Origin of the sequence: Micromonospora sp. C81, assembly GCF_018070425.1 — a bacterium.
GTDB classification, from domain to species: Bacteria; Actinomycetota; Actinomycetes; order Mycobacteriales; family Micromonosporaceae; genus Micromonospora; species Micromonospora zamorensis.
This window is the reverse complement of the sequence record NZ_JAGPXS010000035.1, coordinates 14904-29093: the sequence shown is the minus strand read 5'-3', so window position 1 is coordinate 29093 and position 14190 is coordinate 14904. Positions and strand designations below refer to the sequence as shown.

At 71.7% G+C, this 14190-nt stretch carries 9 protein-coding genes, 1 tRNA gene and 1 pseudogene; 3 read left to right on the top strand and 8 right to left on the bottom strand.

Going from position 1 to position 14190, the window contains the following annotated elements; translation table 11 throughout:
• Positions 1-16: 16 nt before the first annotated feature.
• The 5 genes from KBX46_RS31920 to KBX46_RS33350 form a co-directional block, all read right to left on the bottom strand.
• Positions 17-2476 carry a transglutaminaseTgpA domain-containing protein gene (locus KBX46_RS31920; protein ID WP_308159758.1) on the bottom strand — a complete coding sequence of 820 codons (2460 nt, stop codon included), beginning with the start codon at positions 2474-2476 and terminating at the stop codon, positions 17-19.
• The gene (locus tag KBX46_RS31915; RefSeq protein ID WP_210795782.1) at positions 2470-3648 is read right to left on the bottom strand and encodes a DUF58 domain-containing protein; all 1179 of its coding nucleotides are present in this window, start codon (positions 3646-3648) and stop codon (positions 2470-2472) included. The genes KBX46_RS31920 and KBX46_RS31915 overlap by 7 nt, the downstream gene beginning before the upstream one ends.
• A 14-nt stretch (positions 3649-3662) precedes the next feature.
• The gene (locus KBX46_RS31910) at positions 3663-4658 is read right to left on the bottom strand and encodes a MoxR family ATPase (RefSeq protein ID WP_088949100.1); all 996 of its coding nucleotides are present in this window, start codon (positions 4656-4658) and stop codon (positions 3663-3665) included.
• Positions 4659-4685: 27 nt separating this feature from the next.
• Positions 4686-7313, bottom strand: a complete 2628-nt coding sequence (locus KBX46_RS31905) for a fibronectin type III domain-containing protein (RefSeq protein WP_374225046.1) — start codon at positions 7311-7313, stop codon at positions 4686-4688.
• 161 nt (positions 7314-7474) lie between these two features.
• Positions 7475-8626 carry a fibronectin type III domain-containing protein gene (locus KBX46_RS33350; RefSeq protein ID WP_210795780.1) on the bottom strand — a complete coding sequence of 384 codons (1152 nt, stop codon included), beginning with the start codon at positions 8624-8626 and terminating at the stop codon, positions 7475-7477.
• Positions 8627-9518: 892 nt separating this feature from the next.
• Between KBX46_RS33350 and KBX46_RS31895 the strand changes: the two genes are divergently transcribed.
• Both KBX46_RS31895 and KBX46_RS31890 read left to right on the top strand, forming a co-directional pair.
• The gene (locus tag KBX46_RS31895; RefSeq protein WP_210795778.1) at positions 9519-9779 is read left to right on the top strand and encodes a hypothetical protein; all 261 of its coding nucleotides are present in this window, start codon (positions 9519-9521) and stop codon (positions 9777-9779) included.
• Between the two features lie 640 nt (positions 9780-10419).
• Positions 10420-10503 (top strand) — tRNA-Leu (locus KBX46_RS31890).
• On the opposite strand, the gene KBX46_RS31885 is transcribed toward KBX46_RS31890, so the two are convergent.
• Entirely contained in the window at positions 10485-11480 is a 996-nt protein-coding gene (locus KBX46_RS31885; RefSeq protein WP_210795776.1) for a recombinase family protein, read from the bottom strand. The genes KBX46_RS31890 and KBX46_RS31885 overlap by 19 nt on opposite strands.
• Positions 11481-11560: 80 nt before the next feature.
• Between KBX46_RS31885 and KBX46_RS31880 the strand changes: the two genes are divergently transcribed.
• A complete protein-coding gene (locus tag KBX46_RS31880; RefSeq protein WP_210795774.1) occupies positions 11561-12178 on the top strand; it encodes a hypothetical protein in 618 nt (205 codons plus the stop codon).
• A 70-nt stretch (positions 12179-12248) separates the two neighbouring features.
• On the opposite strand, the pseudogene KBX46_RS31875 reads toward KBX46_RS31880, so the two are convergent.
• Positions 12249-12392: pseudogene (locus KBX46_RS31875) on the bottom strand (IS5/IS1182 family transposase); the annotation flags it as partial.
• A gap of 685 nt (positions 12393-13077) precedes the next feature.
• The gene (locus KBX46_RS31870) at positions 13078-13797 is read right to left on the bottom strand and encodes a VOC family protein (protein ID WP_210795772.1); all 720 of its coding nucleotides are present in this window, start codon (positions 13795-13797) and stop codon (positions 13078-13080) included.
• Positions 13798-14190 lie beyond the last annotated feature (393 nt).

The window sequence follows — 14190 nt, the reverse complement described above, 5'->3', positions numbered from 1 at the left end:
GGGTGGGGGCGGGGGACTAGTTGGGGTGGCGGGACTGGCGGGCTCGGTGGAGGGGGGACGGGTGGACGGACCAGAGCAGGCGGCGCCACCAGGGGCGGGCGGAGCGCAGGTTGGCGACATAGGCCGTGGCCACCTCGGCGGCGCGGGCCGCCTGGTCGGCCGCCGCGGCGCCGGGGGCGAAGCCCACCCGATTGAGCAGCGCCGCCAGCTCGTCGACGGCCGGATCATCGCCGGTTGCGCCTTTGCCGGTAGTGCCGCTGCCGGTTGCGGTGCTCCCGGTAATGCCGCTGGAGGTTGGGCCGCCTCCGGTCGCGCCCTTGCCGGTTGGGCCTTCGCCGGTGGCAGCGCTGTCGGTCGCGTTGCCTCCGCTCGCTCTTGCTCGGGCTTCGGCGAGGGCCTGGCGGGCGTGCCGGGCCACCTCGGTGGCGGCCAGGTCGTCGCCGACCGGTCGACCGGCCAGCCGGAGCGCGTCGGTGACCTCCCGCCAGGCGCCGGCGATGCGTTGACTGGGGTCACCCTGGACGAGCCGGGTACGGGTGAGCGAGCGGCGCATCGCCAGCAGGGTGAGCAGCAGCGCCCCCACCAGCAGCAGCAGGCCACCGCTGCCGGCGCCGACGAGCACCACCGTGGACGGCCGGCCAGAGCTGGGCGGCCCGTTCGGGGCGGCCACCGGCTCCGGCGAGGCGCTCGGCTCCACAGTGGGTGCCGGCGCCTCCGACGGTGGCGGATCCTCCGGTGTCGGCCGGAAATCCTCCTCGACCGGCCGAGGTTCGCTCTTCGGACGCGGCAGCGGGTCGAACGACACCCACCCCAACCCGTCGAAGAGCACCTCGGGCCACGCGTACGCGTCACCGGCCAGCACCGGCCCCTGACCACCGGCGCGGAAACCCACCACCACCCGGGTCGGCAGGCCGGAGAGCCGACCGAGCACCGCGAACGCCGCCGCGAACTGCTCCGAGGTGCCCTCCTGCCCGCCGCCGTTACGCGGCCCGAAGAGGAAGAAACTCAGATTCGGGTACGCGTGCCCGCTCGGCGCGTCCGCCGCCACCCGGTAGTGCTCGGCCAGGAACTGCTCGATCGCCAAAGCCCGCGCGAACGGCGCGCCGTTCTCCTCGGCGAGTTGCGCGGCCAGCCGGCGCATCGGGTCGGGCACCCCGTCGGCGACCCGCAGCACCCGGGCCACCTCGTCACCGGCTGGCACGTTGGCGGTGGCCAACAGGTTCGAGTCGGGATGCTCCTCGGCAGAGGTCACCGCGTACCGCAGCCCCGGCGTCAGCCCCTCCGGCCGGATCAGCGTCCCGCTCGCCGGGTCGTACGCCACCCGTGCGCCACTGACCTCCTGAGGCGTCGCCACGGCGGGCAGCAGCCGACCGCTCAGCTCCGCCACGGTGATCTGCTGACGGACCGTTCCCACACTGCTGTCCCGCGGTGGCGTGGCAGCCGGCAGGATTCGGCCAGCGTTGCGGTACGTCGCGCCGACCCGCCAGGTCACCCCGTCGTAGTCGCTGAGCACCGCCAACCGGATCCGCACACCGCCACTGGTGTCCGCCGGCCCCGAGGAGGCGCCCGGCTCCGGCTCCGGCGAGGCGTCGTCGGACGGCGGAACCGGCGCGCCGGAGCGTTCCGTGCTCACGTCGAGGAGCTTCTGCTCCGGGTGCAGCGCCCAGCCGGAGATCCGGATCAGCGGGTTCTCGTCGAGCGTCTGCACCTGCGGCGGCTCCACGTACCGGCGCGGGTCCACCGGTCGGCCGTCGACCTGACCGGCGACGACCGGGCCGAGCACCGCGACCAACCCGACCACCAGGGCCACCCCGAGCGCCGCGCTGGTGGCCAGCCGAAGCCGCACCGCCGCGCGTACCCGGGGAGTCAGGCTGGCGGCGGGATCGTCGCCGGCCGTTGCCGTGCTGGGCGGGCTCGCCAGGCCGAGCGCCGCGACCGCGACGAACGCCACCGTCGCCCCGACCGCCGGTTCGGCGTTCGGGCCGACCGCGTAGAGGGCGGCGGCGTAGAGCCCCGCTGGCGGCAGGTAACCCAGCAGCACCCGGCCGGCGCGCAGCGCCACCTCCGCTCCGGCCAGCCCGGCCAGCCAGGCGGCGACGACGGGCACCAGCACGGTGTCCGGTGCGGGCTCCACCGGAATCATCGCGGTGAGCAGCCGCGGGATGCCGTTGCGAGCGGCGTCCGCGGTGACCTCCAACAGGCCACCAGGAAGCTCGGCGTGGTTGGCGGCCAGCCGCAGCGACCAGAGCGTCCAACCGGCCATCGCGGCCACCGACAGCGGCGCCACCAGCCAGGACGGCAGCCGCCGGGTGGCGACACTGACCAGCACCGAACCGACCGCCGCGCCGATGACCAGCCGGGTCAGCAGGTCGCCCGCGTACACCCGGCCCAGCACCACCCCGGCGAGGGCGGTCAACCCGATCAGCGCCACCGGGACGGCGGCCGCCCGCAGCACCCGCACGACGCGCGTCACCACCGGCGTACCCCGTCCCACTCGGCGGCGAACTGCGCGCCGTCCGCCGCGTCGACCACCACCAGGCCGGCCGCGCCCGGCGGCGTCGGCTCGGCCGCGCCGAACACCCCGACCACCACCGAGGGGTACGCCCCCCGAAGCGCCCCCACGTGCCCCAACTCGCCCCGGCCACCCGGGCCGGTCAGGAAGATCAGCGTGTCGCCGAGCCGGTCCTGACGCAGCCGGGTGGTGGCCGCGCGGACCGCGTCGTCGTCGCTCGACAACCCGGCGGCGGCGAGCCGGTCCAACGGCCCGAGCGCGCCGCCCCCGTCCACCTCCCCGCCGGATGTCACCGGCGCGGCCGGCTCCGCGGCGGCGAACAGCAACACCACCGGCAGGTCCGCGCGGTGCGCGGCGGTGACGATCGACGCCGCCGCCTCGCAGGCCGACTCGAACGACTCCACCACCCCACCCACCCGCTCCGGATGGGCGGTGGCGCGATTGTCCAGCAGGACGACCAGGCGGGGCAGGCTGGTGTCCACGTTCTCCCGCACCATCAGCTCACCCACCCGGGCGCTGGTCCGCCAGTGCACCCGGCGCAACTCGTCACCCACCACGTACTCCCGCAGCGAGTCGAACGTGATCGACCCGTGGGGGACCCCGTCCACCCGGCCGTCGAGGCTGCGCCCCGCGCCGGTGGGCACCGCCGTCAGCGGGTGGACCCGGGGGTACACCCAGACCGGCACCGTCGCGCCGTACGGGCGGGCCAGCGCCACCAACCCCAGCGGGTCGCGTCGGGTCACCCGCAGCGGCCCGACCGGCACCACCCCACGTCGGTGTGTCGGCACGTCGTAGCGGACCTCGGTGTCCCGGCCCGGACGCAGGCGCAGCACCGGCACCGGCACGGTGCGGTCCCCGCACCGGTCCTCGGCCAGCAGGTTCGCCGACCGCAACCGGCCGGAGTTGCGCACTGTCAACGTCATGCTCGCCGGCTCTCCGCGCGCCACCCGATCCGGGTCGGCCAGGCGGGTCACCGTCAACCGGGGCCGCCAGGCCGCGACCAGTGCGGCGTAGCCGACGGCCGCGCCGGCCGCCGCGCCGAGCAACGTCAACTCGGGGTACGCGAACCGGAAACCCACCCCCAGCAGGACGACGGCGGCGACGAGCAGCCCGACCCCGCGGGCGGTGATCCCCATGCCGCTGCTGCCGGTCAGCCCTGTACCGGAGCTGGCTGCCCCGACGGCAGAGGCACCGGCACCGAGGCGACGGCCTGGCGCAGCACCTCCCCGGCGGTCACACCGCGCACCTGGGCGTCCGGGGTGAGCAGCAGCCGATGTGCGAACACCGCCTCGACGAGCGCCTTCAGGTCCTCCGGCATGATCCAGCCCCGCCCGTCGATCAGCGCGTACGAGCACGCCGCGCGCGTCAACGCGATCACACCCCGGGGACTGACCCCGACCCGCACCTGCGGGTGGGTGCGGGTCGCGGCGGCCAGCCGGACCGCGTACGCGTAGAGCGGTTCGGCGATGTGCACCCGTCGGGCCATCCGGACCATCTCCCCGACGGTGGCGGTGTCGGTGACCGGGGCGAGCGCCTCGGGGGAGCGCACCGTCGCGCCGCGCAGCACCTCGACCTCCACCGCCTCGTCCGGGTAGCCCACGGACAGTTTCACCAGGAAACGGTCCAACTGCGCCTCGGGAAGCCGGTAGGTGCCGTCCATCTCCACCGGGTTCTGGGTGGCCACCACCAGGAACGGCGACGGCACCGGGTGCCGGACCCCGTCCACGGTGACTGTGCGTTCCTCCATCACCTCCAGCAGCGCCGACTGGGTCTTCGGTGACGCCCGGTTGATCTCGTCGGCGATGACGATGTTGGCGAAGACCGGCCCCGGATGGAACTCGAAGTCCCGGGTCGCCTGGTTGAAGATCGTCACCCCGGACACGTCCGAGGGGAGCAGGTCGGGGGTGAACTGGATGCGCCGCCACTCACCCTTCACCGTGGCGGCGATGGCCCGCGCCAGGGTCGTCTTACCGACCCCGGGCACGTCCTCCAAAAGCACGTGACCCTGCGCGAAGAGCGCGGTCAGCGCCAGCCGAACCACCTGCGGTTTGCCGAGCACCACCGCGTTGACGTTCTCGGCCAGCCGGGCGGCCAGGGCCGCGAAGCCCTGGACCTCCGGTTGGGTGAGGGGCTCGTGGGTGTTCACGGTCGGCGGTGCTCCTTGCCTGGTGGTTCAGCAGGTTGGCAGGACATTGATGTTGTCGCCGCCCTCCAGGTTGAGCCAGGCCCACGGGATGTAGTTCTTCTTCCCGTTGAAGTCGACCTGCACCCACCAGGTGCTGCGCTTGTGGTTGTTGTAGACGTAGGAGTCGACGTCCTCGCCGGCCTTCTTGCAGTACGCCTTCAGCCGGGTGCCGGGCTTCGCCCAACCGGCCTGCTGGTCGTTGTCCTGCCGGGTCACCTTGAAGACCTCGTTGCCGTTGCGGCCGTCAACTTCCCTGTCGCAGTAGGTGCGCTGGTCACCGTCGGACCCGTTGTTGCAGGTCGCGATTCCGTACAGCGACGGGGTGGCCTGCGCCCTCGTTGCCGTGCCCTTGCCGGCGGCGTTGGTGGCCGTCACCGTGAACGTGTAGTTGGTGCCCGGCGCCAAGCCCGGCATCGTGATGCTGGAGCACGCCCCGGCCTTCGCCGGCTCACCCGGCGTGCTCACCGAACAGGTGGCCTGACCGCCGCCGGCGTCCACGGTGAACGTCACCGTCGCCGAGGTGGCGGTCGACGACGAGCCGGTGACCGTGACGCGTGGTTCGGCGACCGTACGCGCGGTGGCGGTGGCCTCCGGGCCGGGCCCTGCCTCGTTGACCGCCTTCACCTTCACCGTCACGTTCTGGCCGTTGCCCAGCCCGGTGACGGTCGTGCGGGTGTCGGTCACCTCGCTGGCGCGCCCGCCGACATCCACCAGGTATTTCGTCACCGGCCGACCGTTGGCCTCGGCTGGCGCCCACTGCACCGTGACCGCACCCGGCTGGTTGGCAACCGTGCCGGCGCGCAGGTCGAGCGGCCGACTAGGCGCCGCGAAAGGCACCACCGTGTTGCTGACCGGCGACGCCGCCGACCCCGCGCCCTTGTCGTTGACCGCCACCACGGTGAACGCGTACTGGGTGCCGAACTCCAGCTCACCGGCCGGCACCACCAGCTCCGTCTTCGTCGACTCGCCAGCCGGGGCGTTCGTCCCCGCCGAACTGGCCGTCACCGCGTACCTCGCGATCTTGTTGCCCTGCCCGTTCGCGGCCGGCCACTTCACCAGGACCGTGCCGTCCGGTCGCTCCTGGGCGGTGACGCTCGCCGGCGGATCAGGCACCGCGGCGGTCGGAGTCACCGGGTTGCTGTTGCGCGGCGGACCGTCGCCCTTGGCGTTGACGGCGTGCACCGCGAACCGGTACGTCTCACCGTTGGTGAGGCCCTTGACCTCCACCGCACGCTGGTTGGCACCCACCTGAAGGCGCTGGCCGGCGCCCTCCACCACGTACTTGATGATCTCGGCACCGTTGGCGGCTGCCGGCCGCCAGCTCACCCGCGCCTGCGCGTTACCGGCGGCGGCGGTGACGCTGCGCGGCGCGCTCGGCTTGCCCACCCGGGGCTTCTTCGGCGGGGGCGGCGGTGGGGCAACCGGAGGCGGATCGCCGCCGAGCACGTCGTTGGCGTACTTGTTGACCTCGCGCACCTGGTGCTTGTCATCCACCACCCGGGCGGTCGCCGAGTCGGGGGAGTTGATGAACAGGTGATTCTCCCGGACCTCCAGCTCCAGCGGGCCGTTCGCCCGCCCGCCGATGGTCTCGACCAGCTGACCGCCCCCGTCGAATGCGTAGATGGTGCCGGTGGCCTCGTCGGCGCAGTAGAACCGGTCCGCCCAGGCCACCGCCGGGCTGAGTCGGTCGCCCTCGCCCGGCACGGTGAACGCCCTCTCCTCACCACCGTCACCCACCACCAGCACCCGCCGGTCGGCGGGCACGGTGACCGGGACCCGGGAGCCACTGGTGCGCGAGGGCAGTGCCGCCGGACCGGACAGCGTCAACTGCGTCGGGTGGACCTTGCCGCTCTGCACCCGCACCAGCTTGCCGGCCGTACGGTCGAGCACCGCCACCCCGTCGTCCAGGGTGGAAACCTGCAACTCGTGGCTGGCCTCGGCGACGTCGTACGAGTCGACACGCTCCGGCCGGAGCCCGGCACCGGGTGAGGCCGCCGAGGCCGGAGCGGACGGCAGTTTGGCGGCGGTGATCGCCGAGACAGTGCCCTGGCTGGGGACAGCGATCCACAGCCGGCCCTTACCGTCGAAGGTGCCGCCGGTGATGCCCGGCGGGTAGCGCACCGGCTCACCGACCGGAGACAGCGACCGCGGGTCGAGTTGCCGAACGATGCCCTGCACGGCGTCGACGATGAACGCCGCGTCCTCGTGCAGGGCCACGCTCACGCCCAGGCCAGGGGTCGTGCGGGTGGTCGCGGTCAGTTGCAGGGTCGCCAGGTCCAGAGAGCTGACCTGCCCGGTCTGCAGGTCACGCAGGATCAGCAGCCGATCGGTCTGGGTCACCTGCATCGGGTGCTGGCGGGCGGCGGGGATCTCGGTGCGGGTGTCCACCCGGGCGGTGACCCCGTTGACCCGGGCCAGCTCACTGCGCGCCGCGCTCCACAGCCAGGAACTCGCGTCGTAGTTGGCCACCGCGTTGTCCGCCGCGCCCAACCCGAGGACGGTCAGCCCCATGGCGGCCAGCAGCGCGGTCACCGTGCCGATGGTCACCAGCCCGCCGCGAAACCGGGACCGGAAGCGGGGGGCGTCGGTCCGTACGGCGTCGTCCATGCTGGCCACAGCCGGCTGCCTTCCCTGAGTCGTGGCAGGTGGCGCGCCTCGCGGCGACCCCTCCCCTGAGCCGGGTGCCATCATATGGCGCTGCTGGTGGCGGGGGAACCCGCACGGTCACCCCTGTGGATACCGAGCGTGTGCGTTGTGGACGCCCAGCTCAGCTCGTGTCAGCTCGGCGACGGCCGCCCTGAGGGCTTTCCGCTCGACGGGGTGCTGCGCTCCCGCGCCGTGCAGACCTGCCCCGAAGTCGCAAAGCTGTCAGTGGAGTAGACCGCCAACACGGTGAAGCAGTGGTCCACTCGCGAGTTCAACCCGTTGACCGTGTAGCTGGTCTTCCCCGGGTCCACGGTGGCCATCACGCCCAACGCCTGCCCGGCACGTCCGGCGGCGACCATGAACGGCACCGCGCCGCCGGACGGATCCGTCCAGGTCAGCGTGATGGTTGTCGAGTTGTCCCGAAGCTTCAGGTCCCCCGGAGGAGGACCGGCCGCCGTCGGTGCCGCCCCCGTCGGCGCCACCGCCGTCGGTGCGCTGCCGCCGGGCGGCGGGTCGTCGCGGGTCAGCACGACCGCACCCAGCCCGGCCACCGCCACGACAGCCACCCCGGCGGCGACCACCGCGCCGATCAGCGTCGCACGGTTGCGGCCCGCCGAGGCGCTCTCGTCGGCGTACGCCGGCCGGTACGCGTCCGGTCCGGGGTGGTGGTACTGCTGACCCGGGTACGGCGCCTGGAACGGCCGGTGATCCTGGATCGGGCGGTGCTCCTGCGTCGGGTACTGGTCCTGCTCCGCCTGGGTCGGCTGCTGGCCCTGGTGGTACTGCGAGGCCGGTCGCGGCGTGGTCGGCGGCGGCGCGCTGCCCCCACCCGGTGACCAGGCAGCCGGAGACGGCTCGACGGGGTGTGGCTGAAGGGCGCCCGGTGTCGGCTGGGACGTGACGGGCTGGGCCGAACCGGCGAAGTCCCTGGCCGGACCACTGCCGGGCGCGACGGCCGGGAGGATCTCGGTCTGGTCGGACGCCGCGGCCCGGGCCCGCTGCGTCGGCACCATTGCGGCATCGAGAATGACCGGCCCGAACTCACCGCCGTCCGCGCCGGTGCGCTCCGCGTCGGTCGGGTGCGGCCCAGCGTCGCCGGCGTCGGCAGTTGGCGGTGGGCCGGTGCGGCTCCACGGTGGCGCGGTCAACCCCCAGGGCGGTGCGGGTGGTGCGCTGACCGGCGGCGCGGAGACGGGTGGCGCGCTCAGCGGGCGCGCGAGGAAGGGCGGCGCGCTCATCGGCGGCGCGGAGATCTGCTGGCCGAACGCGGGTGGTGCGGACACGGGGTAGGTGTGCCCAGGTGGCCCGGATACCGGGTGCGCCGGGGGTCCGGAGACCGGGTGGGCCGGTGGCGCCGAGACGGGGTGCCCGGGTGGCCCGGAAACCGGGTGGGCCGGTGCGGAGACGGGGTGGCTCGGTGGTCCGGAGACCGGGTGGGTCGGCGGTCCCGAAACCGGGTGGGGGAGGGCCGGTGGTGCGGACACTGGCCGCGGAGCAATGGGCGGCGCGCTGATCGGGTGGGCTGGTGCTCCACTGACCGGCTGGGTTGGCCCTGGGTGACTCCTGCTCGGGGATTGGCTGCTCAGAATCTGGGCAGCGGATGCGTCGACCGGTGCGCTCGCCCCGGTGGCCCTGACTCCCGTTCGGGCAGCCTCCTCGGCGAGTAGCGGTTCGATCTGCCGTACCTGGATCGTCGGGTCGTCCCAGCGGGGCGCCGGCAGCCCGGATGCTGGCGTCGGGGAGGCCGGGGTCGGGGCGGTTGCGCTCGATGGCCGGTGGGAAGCGTCGACCGCCGGGTCGTCGCCGACCCGTTGACGGGGCGCTGTGGCGGGCCCGGACGGTGATCGGTGTGGTGGCCGCTGACCGGACGACGGGATCGGATGGCTCTCGGCCCTCGGCCGCGGTGGCCGGCTCTCGACCCTTTGCCCGGGTGGCTGGCTTACCGCCCTCGGCCCTGGCTGGGTGTCGACCGCTGGCAGGGACGGCCCCGGTGGCTGCTGGTCGAGGACTCGGCGGGGCGCCACCGTGGGGACCGCGGTTTCGGACGGCTGCTGGTCCGTGGGCCGAAGCGCCGGCCCTGGCGCGGCAGGCGCCGTCGGGGCGGTGCGTGGACCGGGCTGCGCCCGCGCGATCGAGGAGGGTGCGGACTGCACCCGAGAAACCTGAGGCGACGCTGTGGCGGCGTTACTGGGCGGGGTGGGTGCGGCGGGTGCTCGTACCCCTGAAGGGGTTGCGGCCGGCGGAGCCCAGGGTGAGCTGGTGGCGGCCTGGCCACCAGCGGAGGGTCGCATCGCGGCCAGGGTCGCCAGCGACAGCGTCGGCCCGGACAGCGCCGAGTGGGGGCCGGCGTCGGCCGCCGTGCCGACCGGCTCCGCGATGGGCGTCGGCGGTGGCCCGGGCTGCTCGGTCGGCGCCGAGGCGGGTGGGGCGAGGTAGGCGCGGGCGGCGCGTACCACCGGGTGGTGCTCCCCGAGCACGGCGGGCCCGGCGGTGGCGACGCGGGTGTAGTTGCGGCGGGCCTCGTGCCGGTTGCCGAGCTCTTCGGCTACCTCGGCGAGCTCGAAAGCGAGCGCGAGCAGCACCGGGTCGGAGTGCTCCCACCGCCGCTCGCCCGCGGCGAACGCCTCCTCCAACACCCGGCGGGAAGCGAGCGGATCGTCCGCCTCGCGGTGCAGCCGTGCCAGCAGGTGCGCGGTGTGCAGCACCTCCGGGTGATCATCGGTGTACGGAGGGGGAGGGGAGCCGACAGCCTCCGCGAGCAGCTGCCGGGCGGCGCTGAGGTCGCCGGCAGCGCGCAGGGCGAGGGCCCGGTGCTGGGCGGCTGCCAGAGGGGAGGGATGGGACACACGGCAATGCTGCCGTCAGAGGGCCACCGAACGCCACCCGGACACGCCTGGGCGCCGTGTCCGTGAGGCGTTTCAGGCGGCCTGAACAGGGGCGGAAGCGTCGGAACGGAGGCGCCGGAAGGCGATGTGCATGATCCACGAGCGGCGTGTACAGTAACTCCCCGTGCGGCCCGCCGTGCCGACTACCGATGGAAAGATCATCTGGTCGGCGAGGTAGGCTCAACGTGTAGGTCCGGGTGGCGGAATGGCAGACGCGCTAGCTTGAGGTGCTAGTGCCCGTATAGGGCGTGGGGGTTCAAGTCCCCCCTCGGACACAAACCATTACCCCACGGTGCGCGCTGAGATCGACTGCAGCGCGCACCGTTTGCGTTTCAGGCTGGTAGTTCAGCCGGAGACCGAGTTGCCGGTAGACCTCGGCCTTGTCGGCCGGGTCGGCGTCGCGGAGCACGGCGGTGATGTCGCCGAGCGCGTTCACCAGGGTCGTGATTTCTGCTCGGCTCATCCTGCGCGGGGCGGTGCCCACACTCGCGTGGAGATCCGCTTCAGCCCGCGCACGTTCGGCCTGGGTCTGCGCGATCCAGCCGGTGACCACCGCTGGGTCGGCTCCAGCGTCGAGGGCGGCCCGGTAGCGCTCCAACTTGGCGTCGCACTCGGTGATAGTCGTCTGTGCTGCTGGGGCGGTTGCGGGCGGATGTTCCAAGGGCTGAGCGTCGGCCATCGCGGTGATCGTGTGTTCGATGCGGTGGGGTGCGAAGGCGGCGGCCAGCCAGGTGTCGATCGGGTCGGTGAGGGCATCCTCGCGCAGGTACACGTTGCTGGGATGCTCAACCTGGTTGGCGAGGGCGTATTCCTGCGGGAAGCGGCAGCGGTAGTAGGCGTCGCCGTGGTTGTACTGGCCCTGCATGCGTCGGTCGCAGGCGGCGCAGTAGATCATGCCCCGGAAGACGTACGGGTTGCGGGTGCGCTGCCGGACGTGCTGTCCGCCGGTTCCTCGTCCGCGTCGTTGCAGTATCGCTTGGGCCTGCTCGAAGGTCGCGTCGTCGATGAGTGGCTCATGGGTGATGTCCTTGGAGACCACCCATTTGTCGCGGGCGTTCCAGCGCATGACGCCGGTGTGACCCATTGCCACGTCGTCGACGTCGAGCAGTACTTCGTCGGTGCGTTGCTTGTTCCACACCTGCCGCCCTGTGTAGCGGGGGTTGGTGAGGATGACGCGGACGGCGCTCTTGGACCAGGCGATGCCGCTACGGTGCCGGTTGCGGGCCCGGTCGTGTGCCGATGGGCAAGGCACGTGGTTGGGCGTCAGGAGAACCTGGCGCCCCGCAACGGCGTGGCGTCAGGCCAGAGGAGAGATAGGGCAGAATGACAGCCGTGAGGCATCCGGTGCGCGTATACGTCCAGGATCACAGTTTCGGCGTCACTGACCGTGACGTGGACACACCGTTCGAAGCCATGGACTACTCCACCGGCCTGGCCGGGGTCATGGACTCTGCGGCGCTGATCGCCACTGGCGTTGACCGCGGCTACGTCGAGGTCACAGCGGACGCGTTGCACGCGCATCCGGGCCTGTACACCGGAGAGCAGTGGAACGATCTCGCCTCCTGGGAGGACATCGCTGAGATCAGTCTCTACGTGCCTAATGGCCACCTGACCGTCGAGCAACTCGAGCTGCCACAGCTGGACGAGCGACCGCAACTTCCGGTGCTCAGCGCGGACGGCCCGGGTTACTACCGGCTGCGGATGCATGCCAGCGGCCGGGATCGCCACTATGACAAGGTCGTCGATCAGTCAGGTGAGCGGTTCCATTTCCTGGCCTGGCCCGCACCACCGGAAGCGCCGCTGATCATGAAGGCTGCTTCCTGGTGCGGGTACGGCCTGCGACTGGGCGCGCTGAACACGCCCGCCCCGGTGGCACCATCGCCGGTGATCGAGGACGAGGCGGAGGCGCAGCGTCAGGCGATGCAGCAGCGCAACCTGCTCGGCGGCTGAGACCTTGTGGCTCCGACGATGGTGAGTCTGGTGCGAGGCGGCGGTAGATAGCACGATCACTGAGCCATTTTCATCCTGCGTAGCGGTTCGCTTCGACATGGTGCAGGACCAGGATGGCTTGCACGATCGCGGTGGCTCGGCGTGGACAGCAGCGTAGCTTGACCAGGACCTTCCAGGTCTTGAGCGTGGCGATCGCTCGACGCCTTGCAGCCCGCCCACCGGTATGTAGCGCCACCTCTGGTCGAGGTGCCGCCACGGCTCCGGCGGAGCGACGACCGGGGCTGCCAAAAACTTCGCCCGCAGCTGCTGTTGGTAGTCCGAAAGCATCCCGTTGTCCTCCGAGGCCGGAGGCCGGACGGTCTCGCGGCCCCTCTAAAGATCCGATCGCGCTGAGTGACGGCCCGGGACTACGCCACCCCACTGATGTCACGCATCATCCGACGCTAATCCGTAACGGATCAAGTGGAGCCTGACACCCATCGATCGGACCCGCTGTGCAACACACCCGACCGACCCACAAACCAAACGCGCTCTTAGGTAGCCCTTCTGGTGTGGTCGACGGCGGCTTGTGTGGGTGACTTCACAGGGTGCGGCGTCCTGTTGGATACCGAAGAGGTCAAGCCTCCAGCCTCCCGACTGGCTGTTGCCGCTTTTGAACTGAGGCCTGCCGGCGCCAATCACGAGGCCAGCTTGCATCGAGGCGCGGCTCTGGCTGTCGTCGCGGTGGCGTCGGTACGGATCCCGCGAGCTGAGACTCAAATCCACTGGTGAACCTCTGAGCAGGGCTCCCTGAACGGTGACCTCTTCGGTGGATCCGAAGATGTCAGCCATGGGGTTCCCGGCCGTCACTTGGGCGACGTCCGCTCATGTCGAGTTGAGGGAGGCGTTCGTATGGTGAGTCACCGCAGTGCTGCCGCGAGTTCGGCGGCGTTGTCGAACGCGGATGCCGCCCTTTCGGATTCGTCCTCCGCGAGCGTGACGGAGCGGGCCCGGGCCAGCATCTCGGCCGCGGTCTCTGGATCGTGCAGCACCATCGCGAGTTCGGCGCGGTAGACCAGGACCTCTACCTGCTCGACCGGGTCGTCGTCAGCTTGCGGACGGGCCAACTCGCTGTCGAGGATCCGAACCGCCTGTCCGACGCTTCCCCTGGAATCGGCCTGCACGACAGCATTCGCCATGGCCTTGGCTAACCGCCCGGCAGGCGTGGCGGCCGGCGTGGGCGCGGCGGCGGGATCCCGAAAGACACGGATCCAGTTGCCGCCCGGGTCGATGACGCTGAACCCGCCCAACCCGTCTGCGTTCTTCCGCGCCCTAGGCCGGGTCATCCGCGGCGTTCCGGACACCAGCACCTTCCCGTATGCGGCGCGCATACCGGCTGTGAATGCCCGATGTAGTCCCTCGATGTCCGCAGTGATCACGAGGCAGGAGCCATAGGACTGCTCCGGGTCGAATCCGGCGATCTCGAAGAACTGCAGATGCAGGTCTTCCCGCTGCACCCCCACACACGCGTTTGGCTTGCGTTGCTTGTACGTGGTGCGGAAACCGAGAACTCCGTAGAAGGTTTCGATGTCGTCAATGGATTCGCACGGCAGCAGGGGAACGGTCCGCTCGTTGATCATGCCTCCTTCCTAAGCGTCGCAGGGTGTCCGTCGCACATGGAAATAGCCGATCATCGCCATCAGTCAGCCGATCGGCTGATGACCCGGAGCGCAGTGCCGCCCGCCGAGCCATCGGCGGTGCATCTCTGCTTGACAAATGGTTTGCCAAGATCGGGCACCCGGATCTGCCGCTGACAACGCGCGGCAATCGTGAGCATGTTCCCCGATCGACCAATGCGGCAGCGGGAGCCAGCGCTGACGCCAACCAAAGCAATGGACCGGCGGCTCACGATCGGTCGGCACCGCGGCGCGAGCCCGGCCCAGGGGGAGCAGGATGGGAGCAGCGCGGTGCCCTGAACGGCCTTGAACTGCATCCAACAGCACCGAACGGCGCTCAACTGCACCCACCCCTAC